The organism is Actinoplanes palleronii, assembly GCF_016862315.1.
In the GTDB taxonomy this organism is placed as follows: Bacteria; Actinomycetota; Actinomycetes; order Mycobacteriales; family Micromonosporaceae; genus Actinoplanes; species Actinoplanes palleronii.
This window is the reverse complement of the sequence record NZ_BOMS01000057.1, coordinates 204,142-223,303: the sequence shown is the minus strand read 5'-3', so window position 1 is coordinate 223,303 and position 19,162 is coordinate 204,142. Positions and strand designations below refer to the sequence as shown.

The 19,162-nt window shown below is 70.0% G+C and carries 22 protein-coding genes; 11 read left to right on the top strand and 11 right to left on the bottom strand.

Annotated features, from left to right (window positions below):
- Positions 1-204: 204 nt before the first annotated feature.
- On the bottom strand, positions 205-762 hold the full coding sequence (locus Apa02nite_RS21925) for a dihydrofolate reductase family protein (protein WP_203826644.1): 558 nt from the start codon (positions 760-762) through the stop codon (positions 205-207).
- A 68-nt stretch (positions 763-830) separates the two neighbouring features.
- Between Apa02nite_RS21925 and Apa02nite_RS21920 the strand changes: the two genes are divergently transcribed.
- Genes Apa02nite_RS21920 through Apa02nite_RS21910 form a run of 3 tightly spaced genes read left to right on the top strand, consistent with a single transcriptional unit; the run spans position 831 to position 4,566 of the window.
- Positions 831-1,949 carry a phosphotransferase gene (locus tag Apa02nite_RS21920; protein ID WP_203826643.1) on the top strand — a complete coding sequence of 373 codons (1,119 nt, stop codon included), beginning with the start codon at positions 831-833 and terminating at the stop codon, positions 1,947-1,949.
- A gap of 41 nt (positions 1,950-1,990) precedes the next feature.
- Entirely contained in the window at positions 1,991-2,755 is a 765-nt protein-coding gene (locus tag Apa02nite_RS21915) for an ABC transporter ATP-binding protein (RefSeq protein WP_239164462.1), read from the top strand.
- Positions 2,740-4,566 carry a hypothetical protein gene (locus Apa02nite_RS21910; protein WP_203826641.1) on the top strand — a complete coding sequence of 609 codons (1,827 nt, stop codon included), beginning with the start codon at positions 2,740-2,742 and terminating at the stop codon, positions 4,564-4,566. The genes Apa02nite_RS21915 and Apa02nite_RS21910 overlap by 16 nt, the downstream gene beginning before the upstream one ends.
- Before the next feature lie 10 nt (positions 4,567-4,576).
- Here the strand turns inward: Apa02nite_RS21910 and Apa02nite_RS21905 are convergent, their stop codons facing one another.
- Positions 4,577-4,831, bottom strand: coding sequence for a hypothetical protein (locus tag Apa02nite_RS21905; RefSeq protein ID WP_203826640.1), 255 nt, complete (start codon positions 4,829-4,831; stop codon positions 4,577-4,579).
- A gap of 294 nt (positions 4,832-5,125) precedes the next feature.
- On the opposite strand from Apa02nite_RS21905, the gene Apa02nite_RS21900 reads away from it, so the two are divergent.
- Complete coding sequence (locus Apa02nite_RS21900) at positions 5,126-5,581, top strand: GNAT family N-acetyltransferase (protein WP_203826639.1); 456 nt, start codon at positions 5,126-5,128, stop codon at positions 5,579-5,581.
- A 130-nt stretch (positions 5,582-5,711) separates the two neighbouring features.
- On the opposite strand, the gene Apa02nite_RS21895 is transcribed toward Apa02nite_RS21900, so the two are convergent.
- Complete coding sequence (locus Apa02nite_RS21895; protein WP_203826638.1) at positions 5,712-6,242, bottom strand: RICIN domain-containing protein; 531 nt, start codon at positions 6,240-6,242, stop codon at positions 5,712-5,714.
- Between the two features lie 102 nt (positions 6,243-6,344).
- Between Apa02nite_RS21895 and Apa02nite_RS52395 the strand changes: the two genes are divergently transcribed.
- The 4 genes from Apa02nite_RS52395 to Apa02nite_RS21875 all read left to right on the top strand — a co-directional run bounded on the left by Apa02nite_RS52395 (position 6,345) and on the right by Apa02nite_RS21875 (position 8,481).
- Positions 6,345-6,455 (top strand): RICIN domain-containing protein, encoded by a 111-nt coding sequence (locus Apa02nite_RS52395; RefSeq protein ID WP_203826657.1) that lies wholly within the window; start codon positions 6,345-6,347, stop codon positions 6,453-6,455.
- A gap of 209 nt (positions 6,456-6,664) precedes the next feature.
- Positions 6,665-6,916 (top strand): hypothetical protein, encoded by a 252-nt coding sequence (locus Apa02nite_RS21885; protein ID WP_203826637.1) that lies wholly within the window; start codon positions 6,665-6,667, stop codon positions 6,914-6,916.
- A gap of 221 nt (positions 6,917-7,137) precedes the next feature.
- Positions 7,138-7,863: a DUF6082 family protein gene (locus Apa02nite_RS21880; RefSeq protein WP_203826636.1), complete on the top strand. Its 726-nt coding sequence runs from the start codon at positions 7,138-7,140 to the stop codon at positions 7,861-7,863.
- Positions 7,864-8,010: 147 nt separating this feature from the next.
- On the top strand, positions 8,011-8,481 hold the full coding sequence (locus Apa02nite_RS21875; RefSeq protein WP_203826635.1) for a hypothetical protein: 471 nt from the start codon (positions 8,011-8,013) through the stop codon (positions 8,479-8,481).
- Between the two features lie 44 nt (positions 8,482-8,525).
- On the opposite strand, the gene Apa02nite_RS21870 is transcribed toward Apa02nite_RS21875, so the two are convergent.
- Both Apa02nite_RS21870 and Apa02nite_RS21865 read right to left on the bottom strand, forming a co-directional pair.
- A complete protein-coding gene (locus Apa02nite_RS21870) occupies positions 8,526-9,365 on the bottom strand; it encodes an ABC transporter permease (RefSeq protein WP_203826634.1) in 840 nt (279 codons plus the stop codon).
- Positions 9,362-10,348, bottom strand: coding sequence for an ATP-binding cassette domain-containing protein (locus Apa02nite_RS21865; protein ID WP_203826633.1), 987 nt, complete (start codon positions 10,346-10,348; stop codon positions 9,362-9,364). The genes Apa02nite_RS21870 and Apa02nite_RS21865 overlap by 4 nt, the downstream gene beginning before the upstream one ends.
- A gap of 49 nt (positions 10,349-10,397) precedes the next feature.
- Here Apa02nite_RS21865 and Apa02nite_RS21860 point away from each other — a divergent pair, with 49 nt between their 5' ends.
- Positions 10,398-10,940, top strand: a complete 543-nt coding sequence (locus tag Apa02nite_RS21860) for an EXLDI protein (protein WP_067705652.1) — start codon at positions 10,398-10,400, stop codon at positions 10,938-10,940.
- A gap of 59 nt (positions 10,941-10,999) precedes the next feature.
- On the opposite strand, the gene Apa02nite_RS21855 is transcribed toward Apa02nite_RS21860, so the two are convergent.
- The 4 genes from Apa02nite_RS21855 to Apa02nite_RS21840 all read right to left on the bottom strand — a co-directional run bounded on the left by Apa02nite_RS21855 (position 11,000) and on the right by Apa02nite_RS21840 (position 15,539).
- Positions 11,000-13,582, bottom strand: coding sequence for a NucA/NucB deoxyribonuclease domain-containing protein (locus tag Apa02nite_RS21855; protein ID WP_203826632.1), 2,583 nt, complete (start codon positions 13,580-13,582; stop codon positions 11,000-11,002).
- Positions 13,583-13,723: 141 nt separating this feature from the next.
- A complete protein-coding gene (locus Apa02nite_RS21850) occupies positions 13,724-14,185 on the bottom strand; it encodes a hypothetical protein (RefSeq protein ID WP_203826631.1) in 462 nt (153 codons plus the stop codon).
- A gap of 26 nt (positions 14,186-14,211) precedes the next feature.
- Complete coding sequence (locus Apa02nite_RS21845; protein ID WP_203826630.1) at positions 14,212-14,652, bottom strand: potassium channel family protein; 441 nt, start codon at positions 14,650-14,652, stop codon at positions 14,212-14,214.
- A 32-nt stretch (positions 14,653-14,684) separates the two neighbouring features.
- Positions 14,685-15,539 carry an NmrA family NAD(P)-binding protein gene (locus tag Apa02nite_RS21840; protein ID WP_203826629.1) on the bottom strand — a complete coding sequence of 285 codons (855 nt, stop codon included), beginning with the start codon at positions 15,537-15,539 and terminating at the stop codon, positions 14,685-14,687.
- A gap of 101 nt (positions 15,540-15,640) precedes the next feature.
- Between Apa02nite_RS21840 and Apa02nite_RS21835 the strand changes: the two genes are divergently transcribed.
- The gene (locus tag Apa02nite_RS21835; protein WP_203826628.1) at positions 15,641-16,576 is read left to right on the top strand and encodes an AraC family transcriptional regulator; all 936 of its coding nucleotides are present in this window, start codon (positions 15,641-15,643) and stop codon (positions 16,574-16,576) included.
- Between the two features lie 93 nt (positions 16,577-16,669).
- Positions 16,670-17,926, top strand: coding sequence for a sensor domain-containing phosphodiesterase (locus Apa02nite_RS21830; RefSeq protein ID WP_203826627.1), 1,257 nt, complete (start codon positions 16,670-16,672; stop codon positions 17,924-17,926).
- A gap of 16 nt (positions 17,927-17,942) precedes the next feature.
- On the opposite strand, the gene Apa02nite_RS21825 is transcribed toward Apa02nite_RS21830, so the two are convergent.
- Positions 17,943-18,230 (bottom strand): hypothetical protein, encoded by a 288-nt coding sequence (locus Apa02nite_RS21825; protein ID WP_203826626.1) that lies wholly within the window; start codon positions 18,228-18,230, stop codon positions 17,943-17,945.
- 5 nt (positions 18,231-18,235) lie between these two features.
- A complete protein-coding gene (locus tag Apa02nite_RS21820; RefSeq protein WP_203826625.1) occupies positions 18,236-18,946 on the bottom strand; it encodes a cation diffusion facilitator family transporter in 711 nt (236 codons plus the stop codon).
- Positions 18,947-19,162 lie beyond the last annotated feature (216 nt).

Sequence of the window (19,162 nt, the reverse complement as noted above, 5' to 3'; positions counted from 1 at the left end):
CGTGCTTGCTAAAACGCACTGAGAGGTAACGGCTCCGCGATCACCTGCTCACCACCACCGGGTAGGCCGAGCAGGTCGAGTTCGGCGTACCACTCGCGCATCCGCTGCTTCGACCGTAGCGGCGCCGCACCTCCCGCGCCGTGGTCGACTTGCCGGAGCCGGAGTTGCCGCGGATCACCACGAGGGTCGGGACGCGGCCGGGGGTCACTGTCCGAGCGGGCGGTACCGCAGGCGCACCACGCCGTTGCTGAACCGGCGCTCGTCGATCAGTTCGGCGCGCATGCCGGCCGGCAGCCCTGGTTTGCCGGCGCCGACGACGATCGGCTGGATGAACAGCTGGCACTCGTCGATCAGCCCGGCCTGGTACGCCTGCCTCGCGAGGTCGGCGCCGCCCACGGCGAGATCGCTGCCGGCCGTGGCCTTCAGTTCACGCACCGCGGCGGGGTCGAAACGGCGTTCGATCCGGGTGCCGGCGGTTTTCACCGTGTCGAGGGTGGTGGAGTAGACGATCTTGTCGGCCGCCTGCCAGGCGCTCGCGAAGTCGGCCCGGAGCTCGGACTGCGCGCCCAGCGACGGGTCGGTCTCCCAGAGGGACATCGCCTCGTAGAGGCGCCGGCCATAGAGGAACGTGCCCACCGACCGCACGTGCTCGGTGTGACACACGAACACCTCGTCGTCGACCGGGAACCAGTTGAACGAGCCGTGTTCGTCCTCGATGTAGCCGTCGAGCGACACGTTCGTCACGTAGATCAGCTTTGCCATGCCTCTCCCCTCAGTTGACCAACATGCTAAACGTCGTGGGACGCGGCGGAGCCCCGTACAGTCGCACGGTGAACGACGAGCTAGATCATCTCCGGAGGCTGCTTCCGGGCGTACGGCTGGACGACCTCGGCCTGCTGACCGGCAGCAACAGATCACGGGTACGCCGTGTGCGCGCCGATTCCCGCACTGTGATCGTCAAAGAATTCGTCACCGCCGGTACGGGCTGGGCACGAGAGACCGCGGCGTTGGCGGTCATTCCTCCCGCGGTGCGGGCCCCGCGCCTGGTGGCGGCGGGCAGCAATCCCCCGATCGTGGTGATGACCGACGCCGGACCGGGTACGAGTGTCGCCGGCGCGCTGCTCGGCGCCGACCCGGCCGTGGCGACCTCGGCGGTGGTGGCCTGGGCCTCGGCCATCGGTGAGCTGCACCGCGAGACGACCGGTTCACGGGCGGCGTTCCGGGCGGCGCTGCACGCGCGGGCGGGCGACCAGCCGGTGCCGGAGTCGACGATGCCGGCCTTCCTCGACGACGCGGCCGACGTGATCGCCCGTGCCTCCGCAGATCTCGCCGTGGAGGTTCCGGCGGGCGCGTGGGAGGAGCTACGCACCCTGAACGATCGGCTCGGGGTCGCCGCGCTCACCCCCTCGGACGCCTGCCCGGACAACAACGTGTGCACCGACGACGGCCTGGTGCTGATCGACTTCGAGGGCGCGCAGTGGCGGCCGGTGGCCTGGGACCTCGCCTACCTGACCGTGCCGTGGCCGTCGTGCTGGTGCTCGTGGCGTATCCCGGCCGCCGTCACGGAACGCGCCGTCGACGCCTATCGGGCGGCGTTCCCCGGCAGTGGCGCCGACCCGGCCGCGTTCCGCCGGGACGTCGAGGCGGCCGCGACCGGCTGGGCGTACCTGTCGGCATCGTGGTTCCTGCCGCGTGCTCTGCTGGACGACCCGCCGGGCGCCAACCCCGATCGGCCGCGACCGGGCTACCGCGCCATGATCCTGGACCGGTTCGGTTCGGCCCGCGAGGCGGCCGGCGCCGGGACACCGGCACTGGCCGAGCTCGCCGGGCGTCTGCACGACGCGCTCACTGTCCGATGGGGATCCGTCGTTCTGCCGTACGCCCCCGCCTTCTCCCGCGGAGAAATGGGGCAGCGGGCGCGCGGCCGATCGGGTGAAAATGAACCATGAACGAAGCGACCATTCAGTCCGCCGGATTAGACGATGGCGATGTGGAGGGTCGGACAGCAGCCTTGCGACTGACCGGGCTGCACAAGCAATTCGGTACGAAGACAGCGGTCGATCACGTCGACCTCGTGGTGCCGCAGGGTTCGTTCTTCGGGCTGGTCGGCCCGAACGGCGCGGGCAAGACCACCCTGCTGTCCATGGCCGTCGGGCTGCTGCGCCCGGATGCCGGCGACTCGCGGGTCTTCGGTGCCGGCGTCTGGACCGATCCGGCTGAGGCGAAAGCGCTGACCGGGGTGCTCCCCGACGGGCTGTCGATGCCGGAGCGGCTGACCGGGCGGGAGCTGCTGACGTTCATCGGCGAGCTGCGCGGCATCAACGCCGGCGTGCTGGCCGGGCGGGTGCAGGAGCTGCTCGACGTGATGGAACTCGGATCGGCCGAGCGGACCCTCGTGGTCGACTACTCCACCGGCATGCGCAAGAAGATCGGGCTGGCCACGGCGTTGCTGCACGGGCCGCGGCTGCTGGTGCTGGACGAGCCGTTCGAGGCGGTGGACCCGGTGTCGGCGGCGGCACTCAAGGCGATCCTGAACGGGTTCGTGGCCGGCGGCGGTTCGGTGGTGCTGTCCAGCCACGTGATGCCGCTGGTCGAGCAGCTCTGCGACACGGTGGCGATCATGGCGCGGGGCCAGGTGGTCGCGGCGGGCCCGCTCGGCCAGGTCCGCGGTGACGCGACGTTGGAGCAGACTTTCGTACGACTGGTCGGCGGCGACGAGCATGCCCGGAAGGGGCTGTCGTGGCTGGCGTCCTGATCCGGATGAAACTGGCGGTCATCAAGAACTCGATGACCGGTGGCCGGGCCGCGTGGATGCTGGTCGGTGCCGTGTTCGGGCTGCTGTTCGCGGCGGCCACCATCGGGCTGACGCTCGCCGACGGACCCCATAGATCGGTGGTGGGCGATCTGCTGGCCTGCGTGTTCGTGATGTGGACGCTCGGCTGGCTGATCGGGCCGCTGTGGGGTGGCTCGGCGGTGCTGCGTGCCGACCACTTCGCCCTGTTGCCGGTGCCGCGGCGCAAGCTCGCCGTGGGGTTGCTGGCGGCGGCGTTCGTCGGCATCACCACCGCGGTGACCGCGATCGGGTTCCTGGCCCTGGTCACCTACGGCGCCCGGCAGGGTGTCGTCCCGGCGCTGGTCGCGGTGCCGGCCGCGGCCCTGCAACTGGTGTTCGTGGTGCTGCTGTCCCGGGTGGCCTACGGGCTGTTCGGGATGGTCGCGGCGTCGCGGGCCGGCGCGGCGATCACCGGCGTGCTGTTCGCGGCGATGCTGGTGCTCACCCAGTCCGGCTGGATGATCGTCGTCGCGATCATGTACTCCGACATCCTCACCACCGGCTTCTCCTCCTCGATGACGACCACGTTGCGGGCGATCCCGTCGAGCTGGGGTGTGGTCGCGGTGGACGCTGCCGGGCGCGGTGACTGGCCGCTCGCGATCGGCGCGCCGGCCGGGCTGGCCGTGCTCTGCGGGTTGCTACTGCTCATCTGGTCGGCCGAGCTGGGCAATCCCCGCCGCGCCCGCGTCACCATCCGCGGCAGCGAGAACCATCTTCCCGCTCACGGTGGTCCGTTGTCCGGGCCGACGACCGCGATCGTACGCAAGGAGCTGCGCACCTGGTGGCGCGATCCGCTGCGCACCACCACCGCCGTCGTGCCGATCGTGTGGGCGCTGGGCACCGTACTGTTGCCACTGACCTTCGACGCCCGGGTCCTGCTGCCCTGGGCCGGCCCGGCGCTCGCCCTGTTCGCCATCACCTCGGCCTGCAACCTGTACAGCCAGGACGGCACGGCGCTCTGGCAGACGCTGACGATCGGCACCGAACGCGCCGACGTCCGCGGGCGGCAGTGGGCGTACCTGATCGTCTTCGGTCCCCTCGCGATCGCCCTGAGCGTCGGCTTCACCTGGTGGAGCGGTTACACCTGGGCCTGGCCGTGGGTGGCCGCGCTCGTGCCGGCCCTGCTCGGCGGCGGCGCCGGCCTGATCGTCTACTCGTCGGTGTTCGGCCTGGTCCCCGGCCCGGACGCGCACAAACGCCCGAGCAACCCGCTCGAACGCGCCGACACCACCGGCCAGTCCACCGTGCTGTTCTGGGTCGGTTTGCTGCCCGCGGTGCCCGCGGTCGCCGTGGTGCTGCTCGGCGAGCGCCTGGACCTGCCGTGGCTGACCTGGGTGGGGCTGCCGGTCAGCGTGGTGACCGGCGTGCTCGTCGGCCGGCTGCTGGGCAGTCTGGCCATCGGCCGGCTCACCAGCCACGGACCCGACCTGCTGCACACCATGCGCAGCGGCCGGCCCACCGCCGCCGCCCGCAAGGCCGGTGCGCCGAAGAAGGGTGGCCTGGTCGCCGGGTTGTACTGGACCTTCGGCCCGATCCTGCTGCTCCCGCAGGGGCTGATCCCGCTGGTCTTCATCCTGACCGGCGTCGACGCCAAGTCCTGGTTCCTGGCCATGTACCTGCCACCGGCGTACGGCGTCACGGTCGCCGTGACCAGCATGCTCGGCGGCCTCTACCTGCTGGCCCGCGCCCTGCGGACCACGGTGAACGACCGCGCCGAGGCCGCGTCCGCCTGACCGACGACGGTCACGGTGCACTGCGGTCCAGCGCGCCCGGTGGCAGGCTCGGCAGCGGCCACTCGGCGGGCACCTGCCACGTCGACCAATCCTGCGACAGCGGGCCGGAGCGTGTCTCGACGAACGCGACGGCCCGCTCCCGGGCCTGCTCCACCCGGCGGTGACCGGCGTCGGTGATCATGCCGAGGCGCCGGGCCTGCGCATACGAGCTCCCCGCGCCCGGCGGCCAGGTCGGGAACGGATTGCTCGCGGCTGGCCTCGGCACCGGTCCGGAGCCAGGCGATCCATGAGGTCAGCGCGTAGGTGACGACCCCGGGCCAGGAGACCAGCGTGAGGCGGTCACCGTCGTCGTCGAGGGCGCGGTGCGCGGTCACACCCCAGACGCGGCCGTCCAGCACGTCCCGGCGCACCACCGTCGCGCCGGGCGCAAAGATCGGCACACTCATGGCATCTCCGTTTCAGTGGTCCGAAGGAGCCGCCGGGCAAGGTTGACGAGATCCGGTACGGCGGTGCTGCGACGACCGTTGAAGGAGGAACCCGCAAGGAGCAGGATGACGGCGTGTTGGACATCAGGCTCCTGGTTGACAACGATCACGCCGAGTGGGAGTCGCTGACCCGCCGATACAACGAACACTTCGGCACCGAGGTCAGCGACGAACTCTACAACCGAACCTGGCGACGGCTGGTCGCCCGCGACGAGATACGAGGGATCGCCGCGCGGCTCGACGGTGCAATGGTCGGCCTCGCCCACTACTACTTCCACACCAGTCTCTGGAAAGCCGGCCGCTGCTACATGGCGGATCTGTTCGTGGCTCCGGAGGCGCGCCGGCGGGGCGTCGCCACGGCCATCCTCCACTGGGTGGCCCGCGACGGCCAGGAACACGACGCGCCCCGCTTCTACTGGAACACGACGGTGGACAACGCGGATGGCCGCGCGCTGTATGACACCGTTGCCGACTACAACGGCTTCATCGTCTACAACTACCGCCGCGACGACGAGCCGGGTATTCCATAGCAAGAGCGACTACGCCGCCGGTCGCCGGCGTGCGGCAGCCTCACCCAGCGCGGACTGTCCGGATCCGATCAGCAGGACACCCTGACCGACGCACGAGGCGGCCCGGTGCCGGGCCGCCCGTGTCACGTCACTACCAGAACCAGGACTGGTTGGTGCCGCCGTTGCAGGTGAACTGGAGCAGCGTCGAGCCGTTGGCCGTGCCGCGGTTCTTCACCGTGAGGCATTTACGGCTCTTGTGGTTGATGATCTCGTAATAGCCGGCCGTCTGACCGGAGCGGTGATTGACGTACCACTCCTCGTTGTCGCCGCTGTTGCAGTCGAACTGGATGATGGCGGCGTTGTCCGCAGTCGATGCGTTCAGCACGGTGAGGCACTTCTCGACGGCACCGTAGAGCGTGAAGAGATGGTAGTAACCGGGCTCGCTCTCGGTCTCCCACCACAGCTGATTCGGCACCTGCGGGTACTGACAGGTGTAGATGGTCATGACGACGTTGTTGGCCGGGTTGGCGTGCGGGACGTCGATGCACTTCTTCGACTGCTCCCCCATGTACATGTACGGCCCGAAGACGACGCCGGCAGCGGCCGGCGACGGCACGAGGATCACGCCGGCGACGAACGTGATCAGAGCGGTCATGGCCTGCAACAGATGTCTGCGACGCATGGCAGATTCCTCCGAAGTCAACGATCCCGCCCCAGCCTCGCAAACGTTGGCCCATAGAGGAAGAGCGATGCCCCGGGCGCCGTACTCCCGAGCGTCTACACCCTGCGGAACCGCCACAGCGGCAGGTGCCTGGCCATCGGCGGCGGCTCGGCGGCCGGCGGCGAACAGGCCACCGAATGGACCTGCGAGTCGAACCACCCGGAACAGCAGTGACGCATCATCAACGACCGCTAAACGGTCACCACGACTGTCAGCGGCCAACAACGCCTTCAGAGAACATAAAAACCTATTTTGTACGGATCGACGACCCGAAAACCGGTAGTCCCATCAAGATTTGACTCCGCTGTCAACCGTCTTCATGATCTTGGTTCCCTGATACCAAGGCAGATCAGCCGCGTTCTCGTGGAGATAAAAGTATGGCTATGAGTAGCAGTCCCACGAATCCGCTGTGGAACGGCGTGGTGAGCGCCGTGGTCCCGTTCGCCGGCGTTGGCGTTTTCGCCCTGTGGCGGGACGCGGGCTTCCACTTCTGGATCTGGGCGGCGCCCATGTGCGTGGTGGGCGGCATCTTCTCCGCCGTCTCCCAGGCGCGCCGCAACCAGCGGCTCGACCGCATGGTCAAGCAAGCCCACGAGTGGGACAGCAGATCAGAGGCCGAACAGACCGCACACTGAACCGCCGGACGCCGCGTGGGCGGTGGCGGTCGAGCGGGCTGCTGTGATCAGTCCGCTGGTCCAGGCCGATCGGGTGACCGTCGAGGCCGCAGATCTCGCCGCGGCGGAGCTCAGGACTTCCCGGCGCCGAAAAATCATGTACCGCGAGCTGAACCACCCGTAGCAGGCCGGTGTGTTACCCCATAGATAGAACGCCCCCTGGCAGCCGGCTGGAGGAACCAATGGAAAGCACCACCAAAGCCATCACAGGTTGGCTTGTAGCCGCTTTTGTTGCAGCCGGCTTGCTACTGGTCGTCGCGTTCCTCCTTTCCGCGCCGCACGGCAATAACTGGGAAAAACTTGCTGACATCGGCCAACTCCTGGGCGCAGTCGTCTCCGCGGCGGCTTTTCTCTTCCTCGCGGTAAGTGTCTTCTACCAGATTCGCGAGCAGCGCTTCGCGAACATGTTCAACCTGCTCAACGCCACCAGGGAGATCAACAAGCTGGTCGACGACAAGCCCGCGCTTTATGGAGGGATCATCGTCCCGCGGGATTTCGCGGAAAATTCCACGCACCGGGAGGACGACATCCGCGTCTTCCTTGCGGTTGACATGATCTACCGGCTTCTCGCCACGGGGTACGAGACCAAGACTATTAAAGCAAGCGATCTCTATGGAAGTCCGCAGGTGCAGAGTTTCCTCCAGAGCCCCCAGACCCGCGACTATCTGGCCTACATGGAGAAAGAGTGGCGGGGCCAGAATTTCCCTCGCCCGGGTCGCAAGTTCGCCGAAATCATGATGCAGATCGGCCGGCCGCGGCCGCAGACTGCAACTGAGTCCGCGGGGCTCCGAATGGAGACCGCAGTCGGCGACGACATCATCGGTGGCGAGCAACACCCGCACTCACCGATGGTTGCCGCGTCGACGGGGCCGGCAGGGAAACCCGAGGTCAAACCCGCGGCAGCGTGATGATGTCCAGGTACCGGACGCCAGGATCACCAGCGCCACAACGAAGGCGAGCGTAAGGGCGCGGCGCGGTAGACGCGCGACCGAACGCGCGATGTGCGACATCTCCCTGGTCAGCGCCGATTCGCGGAGTGTCGTTACGCTGAACTCATGCTGATCGCCCGACAGAAGAGCATGTGGCGTGGCAACTACGCGATCGAGTCGGACGGCCGGCCCGTCACCGACTGGGATGCGTCCTGGTGGCGCAGCGGCGGGGACTTCGAGATCGACGGGCAGCGGTTTCAGGTCCGGGCCAAGGGCTGGGGTACGACGTACCGGATGGTCGACGCGGCCGGGACCGAGGTCGCCCGGGTCGAACACGCCGGCCGTAAGCACTGGAGCGTGCAGGCCGACGGCCGTACCTATGATTTCCGCCGCGCCTCCTTCTTCGGCAACCGGCAGGAACTGCTGATCGGTGGCGTGCCCGCCGGCTCGCTGCGCCGCACCAGTGCCTGGTCCGGCGCCATCGAGGCCGACCTGCCCGGTCTGCCGCTGCCGGTGCAGGTCTTCGTCGTCGGCGTGCAGATCGCCCGCTGGCAGGCCCAGCAGGCCGCCGCCGCCTCCTCCAGCGGCGGTTCCTGACTCACGATCCGGCGTGGCGGAGAAAGCTGTCACAAACCCCCGGGTCAGGCGCGGCGGAAGGCCCGCACCGCCAGCGGTACGAAGATGAGCAGCAGCCCGGCGAGCCAGATCAGTGCCTGAACGGTCGGACGGCCGGGCGGGGGCGCCCCGATGGTCAGCCCGCGCACGGCGTTGACGACCAGCGTGACCGGGTTGTGCTCGGCGAACGCGCGGACCGGACCGGGCATCGTGCTGGTGGGCACGAACGCCGACGACGCGAACGTCAGCGGGAACACCCAGATGAAGCCGGCCGACTGGGCCGTCTCCGGGTTGCGCACGGACAGCCCGATCCACGCGCTGATCCAGGAGAAGACGTACGAGAACGCGAGCACCAGCAGGAACGCCGCGCCGAGCTGCCACGCCGGCTGGGTGGGGCGGAACCCGACCAGCAGCCCGACCACGGTCATCACGAGCAGCGTGAACACGTTGACGACCAGGTCGGCGGCGGTCCGCCCGATCAGGACCGCGGATCTGGCGATCGGCAGCGACCGGAGCCGGTCCACCACGCCGGAGCTGAGATCCTCGGTCAGGCCCAGTCCGGTGACGAGAGCGCCGAAGATCGCGGTCTGCACGATGATCCCGGGCATCAGGAAGTTCACGTACGAGGTCGCGCCGGTGTCGATGGCCCCGCCGAAGATGTAGCGGAACAGCAGCACGAAGATGACCGGCTGCACGAACGAGAAAATGATGTAGGTCGGGCGGCGCAGGGTCTTGCGCAGTTGCCGGGCGGCCAGCACCCCGCCGTCGGTCAGCACCGCGCCGGCCGAGAGCCGATGCCGGCCGTTGCGGGTGACCAGGCCGGTCCGGGCCGTCGCCGGGGCGTCGTGCGCGGTGGCGGTGCTCATCGGGACTCCTTGGCGGGAACGCTCGTGGTGTGGCCGGTCAGCGACAGGAAGACGTCGTCGAGGCTGGGCTGGGTGAGCTGGATCGTGGCGACCCGCAGGCCGCTGCCGTCGAGGCGGCGCAGGGCTTCGGCGGAGGCGTCCGGGCGCGACACCCGGATCGCCAGCTCCCCGGTCACCGGGTCCGGCGCGACCGCGGTGCCGTCCGCGGCGAGATCCTCGAGGATGGTCGCCGCGGTGGTCAGCACGGCGGGTTCGTTCAGGCGTACGCGAAGAATGTCGGTGCCGACGCCCGCCTTGAGCTCGGCGGCCGTGCCGTCAGCGATGACGGCGCCGTCGTCGATGACGACGATCCGCTGGGCGAGCCGGTCGGCCTCCTCGAGGTACTGCGTGGTCAGCAGCACGGTGCTGCCGGACGCGCGCAGTTCGTCGACGATGGTCCACAGCTCCTGCCGCGAGCGCGGGTCGAGCCCGGTGGTCGGCTCGTCGAGCAGCAGCACCGGCGGGCGGCCGGTGAGGCTGGCGGCCAGGTCGAGCCGGCGTTTCATCCCGCCCGAGTAGGTGCCGACGCGCCGGTCGGCCGCCTCGGTCAGGTCGAAGCGGTCGAGCACCTCACCGGCTCGCCGGCGGGCCTCGGCCCGGGGCAGCCGGTAGAGCCGGCCGACCATCTCGAGGTTCTCCCGGCCGGTGAGTTCCTGGTCGACGGCGGCGAACTGGCCGGCCAGGCCGATCGCGAGGCGCACCGGCAGCGGGTCGCGGACGACGTCATGGCCCAGCACGCGCGCGGTGCCACGGTCCGGGCGCAGCAGGGTCGCGAGCACCCTGACCAGGGTGGTCTTGCCGGCCCCGTTGGGACCGAGGACGCCGATGACGGTGCCGGACGCGATGCGCAGGCTCAGACCGGTCAGGGCGGTGACCTTGCCGTAGGTGACGACGAGATCCTCGACCTCCACCGCATGGTCTTCATGATCCGTGTACGTATGCATGTACGTAGTCCTACACGTATGCGTACACTGCTGTCCAGGGGTGAGACAGATGCCGAACAAGACGATTTACATCGCCGACGACGACCTGCCGGTGCTGCAACGAGCTCAGGAACTGACCGGCGGCAACCTGTCGGGCGCCATCGTCACCGCCCTGCGGCGGCTGGTCACGATCGAGGAGGCCAAGCACGCCGGGTACGCCGAGATCACCGTGAAGGTCGGGCTCGCCAACTCCTCGATCAAACGGTTCCTCGGTGTGGCGCTGGGCGAGTGGACCGCGTCGAGCAACGACGGCGAGGAGACCTACTCGCTGTTCCGCACGGCCAAGGGCCGCTTCGCGGTGCACCACTCCCGGCCCGAGCTGCACATCCCGGCCGGCCCGAACGCCGAACGCGGCCAGAAGTGGTCCAGCGGCTGGCGCGGCTGGATCGGCGACTGGTCCCCCGACCAGGCCTGGATGCGCACGCCGGCCCAGGCCACCTTCGCCGTCGTCGACACCGTCGAGGAGCTCGAGCCGCTGCTGCCGGCCGAGCTCTACCGGCTGGCGCTGCAGACCATCCACGACGAGCCCGAAGTCGAAGACCTCGACATCTGACCCACCCGGCCGCCGCACGGACCTGTGGTCCAGGCGGCGGCCGCGGCGTCAGGCCGTTGTCACGGCCACTGGATCAAAACATTTCCGGTACGGATGGACAGCGGGTCGGCCACGTCGACGTCATAACCGGCCGACGCGCGACTGTCGTAGAGGACGTCCCCGGTCGGATAGTCACCCTTCGACAGCGGCCACACCACGGTACGAACCCGGTCCGGGCCGATCTGGCACGCGCCGGCCCGGGTCGCGCCCGTGCAGCTCTCGTACGCGTAAAGGACGATGCCGTACCGCTCGGAACTGCCGGCCAGCGTGCCGGTCGTCTTGGCCGCGATCTTGCCGTCCGGGGTGACCACCAGCCACTCCAGGGTGCCGCCGCTGATGTCGTACCGGTACGGGCTGCCCGGCGCCAGCCAGTTGCGGGCCGCTCCGACCGGGGTGCTCTTGTCCTGCGGGTAGTAGTGGCCGGTCAGGTGCAGCCAGCCCTCGGCGCTCACCGTGGGGGCGGCGGGCAGCGCGCCGGCCGGTGAGTCGTACGAGCCGTCCACGTTGGCCCAGCCGCCGTCCGGGTCGTAGACGATCACCATGACCGTGGAGGGGCTGGCGATGCCGCCGTCGTCGTCGGTGACTCCGGTGCTGATCGTGAACATCCCGGGCCGGGTGTAGGTGTGCTCGCGGACGCACTTCCGCCCGTACGAAATGAAGGTCTGTGTTGTGCCGTCGTCCCAGTTGGTCGCGCAGATGTGCGTGTCGTTGAGGCCCGGGTCGGTGAAGTCGGCGGCGAGTTTCACCGGGGTGCCGATCCGGAACACCTGCCACGGTGTGGGTGTGGTGATGCCGGCCGCGGCGACCCGGGCGGTCGGGGTGGGCTGCGGCGTGACCGAGGGCGCCACGTTGTAGACGGTGACCGTCGCACTGTCGCTGACCGAGCCGTTGACCCCGTCGTTGGCCGTCAGCCACACCGTGTAGAGGCCGTCGTCGGTGCAGGTGATGCCGGTGCTGAGGCTGCCCTCGGCGGTGAAGCTGCAGGAGGCGCCCGGGTCGGTGCCGGCACCCGGCGCATACGTCCAGCCGGTCGACGGCGTGCCCTCGGCGTCGGCCGCACTGCCGGTCAGGGTGATGACCGAGCCCTCGTCACCCTCGACGTTCGCACCGGCGTCGACGGTCGGCGGCAGGTCGGTGACCTCACCCTCGTCCGGTTCGTCGACGCACTCGCCGGGCGGGCTGGTGTCCGGCGTGTCGGTGATGTGCACGTAGAACTCGTCCTGCGAGGCGTCCGGGATGCTCGGCTGCCACACCAGGATCCGGTCGTCGCGGTAGTACGCCTTCAGCCCGATCCCGGCGCACCGGTTGTCGGCGGCCGTCACCCCGAGCACCGAGAAGTTCCAGTCCCCGACGCCGGCGCCCTCCTTGGTCGAGGCGAACGGGAACTCGTCGCACTGCTGCACCGGCGGGTTGTACAGCGCCGGCGGCAGCCCGTCGGTGAGGTACGGCGTCCCCTGCTGGCAGGCCTGATCCTTCTGATAGCTGTTCTTCGCGTAGTACGTCACGCCGTCGGGATGGGTCGGCGTCTTGTCGGTGATCCGGTGCAGGCCGGGCGCGTCGCGGTCGTCGACGAACTTGCCCGGGACCTGCTTGCCGGCCTTCAACGGGTACGACGTGCACGAGGTGTCGAGCGCGCACTGGATGTGCCGGGCCACCTCGCCGTGCTTCGCGCTGACCGCCGAGTACTGCAGGTGCGGGATGACGTCGTCGAACACGCACGCCTTGGACCGGCTCTTGGCGAAACCGACGGTCGCCGAGTCACATCGGATGGTGTGCGACTCCGCGAACTTCTGCGCCGGCACGCCGGGCATCGCGTACGAGAACACGCTCGACTTGAAGTGCCACAGGTGCCGGCTGACCAGGTACGGCCCGGTGCCGCTGGTGTCGGACGAGGCCACCGTCCAGGAGCTCCAGCTCCCGTCGGTGTCCCAGTCGTTCATCGTCTTGCCGGCGGTCGCGCCACCGGCGGTGCAGCCGCTGACGTAGTCGTCGCAGTCCACCCAGATGTGCAGCAGGGCGCTGCGCAGCTCGGCCTGGTCCCACGGCCAGCCACCCTCGTACACCGCCGAGCCGGGTTCGGAGCGCAGGAAGACCCGCACGTCGCGGCTGCCGTCGTCCCGGCCGTACGCGGCGGCCCGGAAGATCACGCTGACCCGGCCCACCTCGTCGCCGTCCTCGTCCTTCACGATGCCGCCGATGCGACCGCGCTGGCACCAGTGGAACCGGTTGTAGACCCGGCCGTACTCGCCGCGGCCGCCGTCGCTGTCCCAGCACGGGCCGAGGTAGCTCTCGTCCGGGCTGGCCGGCGGCTTGCGCGCGGAACTGGCCGCGAGCGCCGCGGTCCCCTCACCGGCGCCGGAGTACGACTTGTCGCCCAGCTTCTCGGCCAGGGCGCGGGCGTCCTCCGCGGTCGGCTCGCGCTCCTCCGCCGGCGCGAGTGACCGCCGTACGGCGTCGGGTACCGCATCGCCGTCGGCTTCGATCGGCGAGTAGAACGGCTGGATGGTCCCCGTGCCGACGGACACTTTTTCCGGTGCCGCCGCGGGTGGCGGCGCCAGCCCGGCGATCGCCAGCGTGGCTGCCAGCAGGACATGAGGTATCAACTCTTGCTCCCTTCGAGCGCCGTCTCATTGACGGCTATAGATCCGAAGGGGCAAATTAACGTGAACGAGGGCGATCGCACCGCCCCGCCGTGACCGGGTTGCTTCGGTAACTACCGCTTTGCCGCCGGAAGTTCCAACTCGCTATGGGAGCGATTCCACGGCCGGCCAGAACTGGAACAGGAACGACTCCACCCCGCGCAGCTCGTCGATCCCGGCGCGCGGGGTCAGCTCGGCGATGCGGGACCGCCCGGCGGTATAGACCCGCAGCTCATACCGGCCGGGCGGGCCGATCCGCAGCACGTGCGTGTCGGTCGGCTGGATCTCCAGGTAGCCGCTGTCCAGCCGGACCCGGGCCGCCTTGCCGCTCTCCCAGCCGGCGGCCGGCGGCGGCGCCGCGTCCCAGACCTCGACGATCACCCGGGCATAGTGGTCGGTGGCGCCGGCACTGATCGCGACCACGCAGTTCGGGGTGACCGACAACCAGCCCCGCTCGGCCAGCCCGTAGTCGCCGGCGTCGTCGAGGAGCACGATCATGCCCTGCGTGACGAGGATTTCGGTGTCCAGCCGGGTCAGGACCCGCCCACTCGTGGGAGCGCTGCTCATGCCGGCCACCCTATGACACCGATCGATCAGTCCGGGGCCGCCGGGTCATCGGGGAGGACAACCCCTTCTCGTACGGCCAGCTCCTCCAGCAGCTGCCGGACCCGGCGCAGGTTCTGCTTCAGCTCCTCCTGCTCCTCGTGCCGGAACGCGTCGTGGTCGACGATCAGCTTGCTCGCGAAGTGAGCCGTGATCAGCGGGATGACCAGCAGCACCATCACCGAGATGAGCAGCACCGCCAGGATCCGGGCCGGTGTGTTGTGCGGGGAGATGTCGCCGTACCCGACCGTGGACGCGGTGATGACCGCCCACCAGAGCGAATCGCCGATCGACGCGCTCTCGAACCACGAGTAGAGCCCGCCGCAGACGACGATCAGGATCAGGTACGCGAGCGCCAGCGTCCTCGGCGAGTTCGCCAGCCAGACCACGGCGCGGTACACCGCCCGCGACAACCTGATCAGCGTGTACATGCCGTCATCGTGCCGGACCGACCCCACACACGTCAGCCCGTCAACGCGTCCTCCGCTGCGGGGAACGCCCGCCGGGCGAAGTCCGCCAGGCTGGTCGGCTGCCGGCCGGTCACCCGGTGGACGTCGCCGGTGGGCCGGGAGCCGTTACCGGTGGCGATCGACGCGGTCTGCCAGTCGAGCACCACGCCGTAGTCGGCCGGCACGAACCCGGTCGCGACCACGGCCCGGACCCAGGTGTCACGGTCGATGTCCTGATAGGTGACAGGCCGGCCGGTCACCGCACCGATCGTCCGGGCGACCTGGTCGAACGTGAGTGCCTCGGTGCCGGTCAGCACGTAGCGGCGCCCGGCGTGCGCGGCCGGATCGATCAGGGTCTCGACGGCCACCGCGGCGATGTCGGCCGCGTCCACGAACGCCTCCGCGCCGGCCCCGGCCGGCACGGTGAGAGTGTCGTCGATGATCGGCACGTGGTGGTCGGCGAAGTTCTGCATCACCCAGCCGGGCTGCAGAATCGTGTGCGTGAATGCGGTCCGGTCCCGCAGCTCGGCCTCGGCCGCCCGGAAGTCCATCGTCTCCGGGGCCTGCTCGCCGCGGTAGGTGCTCAGATAGGTCACGTGCCGCACGTCGGCCTCCTCGGCCAGGTCGAGGAAGGCCGCCACCTGCTGCGCGTAGCGGACCCGGGGCACCGGCGCGACCAGGTACACCCCGTCCACGCCGTCGAGCGCGGCACGCTGCGTCGCCGGATCGTCCCAGTCGAAGCGCACCTCCGCGTTGCTGCGCGCGGCGGCCCGGGCGGTCAGCCCCCGCTCCCGCAGCAGCGGCGCCACCAGCACACCGGTGCGCCCGGTCCCGCCCAGCACCAGCACTGTCTTGATCGAGTTCGTCATGCCTCCATCGTCGGTGTTCCCAGTGAGCGCCTCAATGCTTCACAAGCGCAAGATCTTTGTGTACGACGCTCGCGCGCTCCCGTCACGGTTACTCTCCACAGATGGATCTCCTACAGGACCACCTGACCCGGGCTCGCGCATCCGGTGGTGTCTTCGCCAGGACCGTGGCCACCCCGCCCTGGGGCCTGGCCCTGGCCGGCACCATCCAGCTCTCGGTGCACACCGTCGTGCAGGGTCGCGCCTGGCTGTGGTTCGACGATCCGGAGTCGGCGATCGAGCTGGCACCGGGCGAGCTGGCCCTGGTCCGTGGCGGCCGCACCCATCACATCGCCCACGAGCCCGGCGCCGACTGTCAGGAGGCTTCGGAGTTCCAGGCCGGCCGCGCACCTGTCGCCGGGCAGCGGACGACGGTGTTCCTGTGCGGGGCGTACCGGTTCTCCGGCGACATCGGCCAGGGCCTGCTCGACGCGCTGCCCGAGGTCGTGCCGCTGTCCGCCGGCGTCGGCGACCCGCTGCACGACATCGTCGCCGTGCTGTCGCACGAGCTGAGCACGACCGAGCCCGGCCAGCAGACGATCCTGGACCGGCTGCTCGACGTGCTGCTCGTGCTGGCCCTGCGCACCGGTCTGCGGCAGAGCGCCGACGCACCACCCTGGTTCCGCGCCTCCACCGACCCCCGGCTCAGCCCGGCCCTGCAGGCCATGCACCAGGACGCCACCCGCCCGTGGACGGTGCCCGACCTCGCGGCGATCAGCGGCCTGTCCCGCGCGGCCTTCGCCCGCGTGTTCACCCAGGCGCTGGGCCAGACCCCGATCCAGTACCTGACCGACTGGCGCATGTCCCTCGCCCGGGACCACCTGCGCACCACCGACCGGACCCTGGCCGAGATCGCCGGCCTGACCGGCTACGGCTCGCCGTATGCGCTGGCCGCCGCATTCCAGCGCCACCACGACATGCCACCGGGCGCCTGGCGCCGGCGGGAGCTCGCCCGCGAAGCCACCCGCCCGGCGACGACCGGCACCGTGCACATCCACTGACCCTCGACGCGGTCGAACCTCGCGGCGGGACCAGCGCCCGACAAAGCGGCTCAGCGGTGTCACCGTGCTGCCGAATAGTGGCTCATGGGGGCCATGGACACGCGCCAGACCACGGTCAGCGACACCGTGACCGTTCTCGACGACATCCTGCGTGACGGCGGCCTGCACTGCGTCTATCAACCGTTCGTCGATGTGGACACCGGGGTGGTAGTGGCCTTCGAGGCACTGCTGCGCGGGCCCGCCGGATCCCCGCTGCAGTCACCGATGGCACTGCTCGACGCGGCCCGGGCCACCGACCGGCTCGCCGACCTGGAACGGGCGTCGCTGCTGTCCTCGCTGCAGGATGCCGCGACCATGTCGCCGGCCCGGCCGGTGACGTTGTTCGTCAACCTCGAACCCAGCACGCTGACCCAGCGGCTGGACGTCGTGCTCGACGCGCTCGCCACCCGGGTCCCGCACGTTCAGGTGGTCGTCGAGATCACCGAGCGGGCGCTGGCCGAGGATGTCGCCGGGATACTGGCCGGCGCCGAGCGGCTGCGCGCCGCGGGATGCGCCATCGCCCTGGACGACGTGGGGGTGCACCCCGAATCTCTCGCGTTCATCCCGCTGCTGCGACCGGAAGTGGTCAAGCTCGACCTGAAGCTGTTGCGCACCGTCAAGGATCCCGCGACGGTGACGGTGGCCGGCGCCGTGCGCGCCTATGCCGAGCAGGCCGGCGCGGAAGTGGTCGCGGAAGGCATCGAGACCCCGGACGACCTGACCCGGGCGCTGGTGCTGGGCGCCACCCTCGGTCAGGGCTGGCTGTGGAGCCGGGGCGAACGCCAGTTCCCGCCGTCGACGTTCCGGCCGGAACGGTTCACCGCCCGGCCGATCGGCGCGGCGCTGCGCGCCACACCGTACGAATTGATCGGTGCCGGAAAGCGGATCCGGCACGCGCCCAAACATCTGCTCGTCCCGCTGTCGAAGACCCTGGAGCTGATGGCGTTGCAGGCCGCGGTGCCGCCGATGCTGCTCGCCGCGTTCGAACACGCAGATTTCTTCCGCCCGTCCACCGTCCGGCGCTACACCGAGCTCGCCGCCCGGCTGCCGTTCATCGCGGCCCTCGGCGTGGACATGGTCCCGGAGCCCGCCCCCGGCGTGCGCGGCGGCAGCCTGTCGATCCAGGATCCCCTGGCCAGCGAGTGGACCGTCGTGGTGCTGGGCGCGCACACCGCGGCGGCGCTGATGGCCCGCGACCTGGGCGACACCGGACCCGACGGCGACCGCCAGTTCGAGTTCGTGGTCACCTACGACCGCACCGTCGTCACGGCCGCCGCCCACGCCATGGCCGGCCGCCTCACCAGACCCTGACCAGGGTGGTGCGAGATCAGCGGCGGCGGAGTTGTTCATAGCCGTCGCGGGGTTCGGCGGTGAGCGGGTTGATGCCGTGGCGCCGGCACCAGATCACGTGGAAGACGGCGCCGAGCGTGGGAAGTGCGAAGATCCAGCGGAACGTCCACGGACGGCCGGCCCAGTGTCCGATCAGGCCGGTGACGGCGAGGTAGGCGAGCCAGCGGGTGACACGGGCCCACCAGGGCCGGACGGTCTCGAAGTGCCCGAATCCGGTGGTGAGCACGGCGATCAAAATCGCGCTGGTCAGCCATTCCGCAGCCATTCCGGTCACCGTCGGCTGGTGCAGCAGTCGTCGGCGCAGCCCGGCGTAACGTCTGCCGTGGCGACGGCGAGCGGGTCGGGGACGCAGCAGGTGTCTCCGCGCCAGGCTTCTCGGCCTTCCTTGATCGCGACGGCGGCGATGATCAGCCCGGCGATCGGGTCGGCCCAGCTCCAGCCGAACAGGCTGTTGACGACGAGGCCGACGAGCAGGACCGCGGACAGGTAGGTGCAGAGCAGCGTCTGTTTCGAGTCGGCGACCGCGGTCCGGGAGCCGAGCTCGTGGCCGGCGCGACGCTGGGCGTAGGACAGTCCGGGCATGATCGTCAGGGACACCGCCGCGAGGATGATCCCGACGGTGGAGTGTTCGGCTTCGGCGCCGCCGAGCAGGGCGCGCACTGATTCGGCGGTGACGTAGGCGGCGAGCGCGAAGAACGAGATCGCGATGATCCGCAGGGCGGTCTTCTCCCGCTTCTCGGGGTCGCGGGCGGTGAACTGCCAGGCGACCGCGGCGGCCGAGGAGACCTCGATGACCGAGTCGAGGCCGAACCCGATCAGCGCGGTCGAGTCCGCGGCGGCGCCGGCGCTGATCGCGATGACGGCCTCGATCACGTTGTAGGTGATGGTCGCGGCGACCAGCAGCCGGATCAGGCGTGCGAGCTGGACCCGGCGCTGGGCGGTCGGCACGGCCGGGGCGAGGGGGGTCAGTGGCAGGTTCATCAGCAGCAGCCTTGTCGGCGGCGTCGGGGCAGGCGGCCGGGTCGACGGCTAGGACGAGGCCGAGCAGGTCGTCGAGGGCGTGCCGGATCCGGGTGTCGGCGAGTTCGTAGCGGCGTCCCGCCACGCACGCTCCGGAGCACCCGCCTGGTCGACCTCGTCAACACCCTCGATCCGAAACTCGTCGCCGCGGCACTCGGCCTCGGCCCACAGGCCCCA

What these genes read in the sequence shown, in the direction of transcription:
- Apa02nite_RS21925 (WP_203826644.1), bottom strand. Translation starts at nt 762, where the DNA reads ATGGCAAAGCTGATCTACGTGACGAACGTGTCGCTCGACGGCTACATC.
- Apa02nite_RS21895 (WP_203826638.1), bottom strand. Translation starts at nt 6,242, where the DNA reads ATGCGTCGCAGACATCTGTTGCAGGCCATGACCGCTCTGATCACGTTC.
- Apa02nite_RS21885 (WP_203826637.1), top strand. Translation starts at nt 6,665, where the DNA reads ATGAGTAGCAGTCCCACGAATCCGCTGTGGAACGGCGTGGTGAGCGCC.
- Apa02nite_RS21880 (WP_203826636.1), top strand. Translation starts at nt 7,138, where the DNA reads ATGGAAAGCACCACCAAAGCCATCACAGGTTGGCTTGTAGCCGCTTTT.
- Apa02nite_RS21875 (WP_203826635.1), top strand. Translation starts at nt 8,011, where the DNA reads ATGCTGATCGCCCGACAGAAGAGCATGTGGCGTGGCAACTACGCGATC.
- Apa02nite_RS21870 (WP_203826634.1), bottom strand. Translation starts at nt 9,365, where the DNA reads ATGAGCACCGCCACCGCGCACGACGCCCCGGCGACGGCCCGGACCGGC.
- Apa02nite_RS21865 (WP_203826633.1), bottom strand. Translation starts at nt 10,348, where the DNA reads ATGCATACGTACACGGATCATGAAGACCATGCGGTGGAGGTCGAGGAT.
- Apa02nite_RS21860 (WP_067705652.1), top strand. Translation starts at nt 10,398, where the DNA reads ATGCCGAACAAGACGATTTACATCGCCGACGACGACCTGCCGGTGCTG.
- Apa02nite_RS21850 (WP_203826631.1), bottom strand. Translation starts at nt 14,185, where the DNA reads ATGAGCAGCGCTCCCACGAGTGGGCGGGTCCTGACCCGGCTGGACACC.
- Apa02nite_RS21845 (WP_203826630.1), bottom strand. Translation starts at nt 14,652, where the DNA reads ATGTACACGCTGATCAGGTTGTCGCGGGCGGTGTACCGCGCCGTGGTC.
- Apa02nite_RS21840 (WP_203826629.1), bottom strand. Translation starts at nt 15,539, where the DNA reads ATGACGAACTCGATCAAGACAGTGCTGGTGCTGGGCGGGACCGGGCGC.
- Apa02nite_RS21835 (WP_203826628.1), top strand. Translation starts at nt 15,641, where the DNA reads ATGGATCTCCTACAGGACCACCTGACCCGGGCTCGCGCATCCGGTGGT.
- Apa02nite_RS21830 (WP_203826627.1), top strand. Translation starts at nt 16,670, where the DNA reads ATGGACACGCGCCAGACCACGGTCAGCGACACCGTGACCGTTCTCGAC.
- Apa02nite_RS21825 (WP_203826626.1), bottom strand. Translation starts at nt 18,230, where the DNA reads ATGGCTGCGGAATGGCTGACCAGCGCGATTTTGATCGCCGTGCTCACC.
- Apa02nite_RS21820 (WP_203826625.1), bottom strand. Translation starts at nt 18,946, where the DNA reads ATGAACCTGCCACTGACCCCCCTCGCCCCGGCCGTGCCGACCGCCCAG.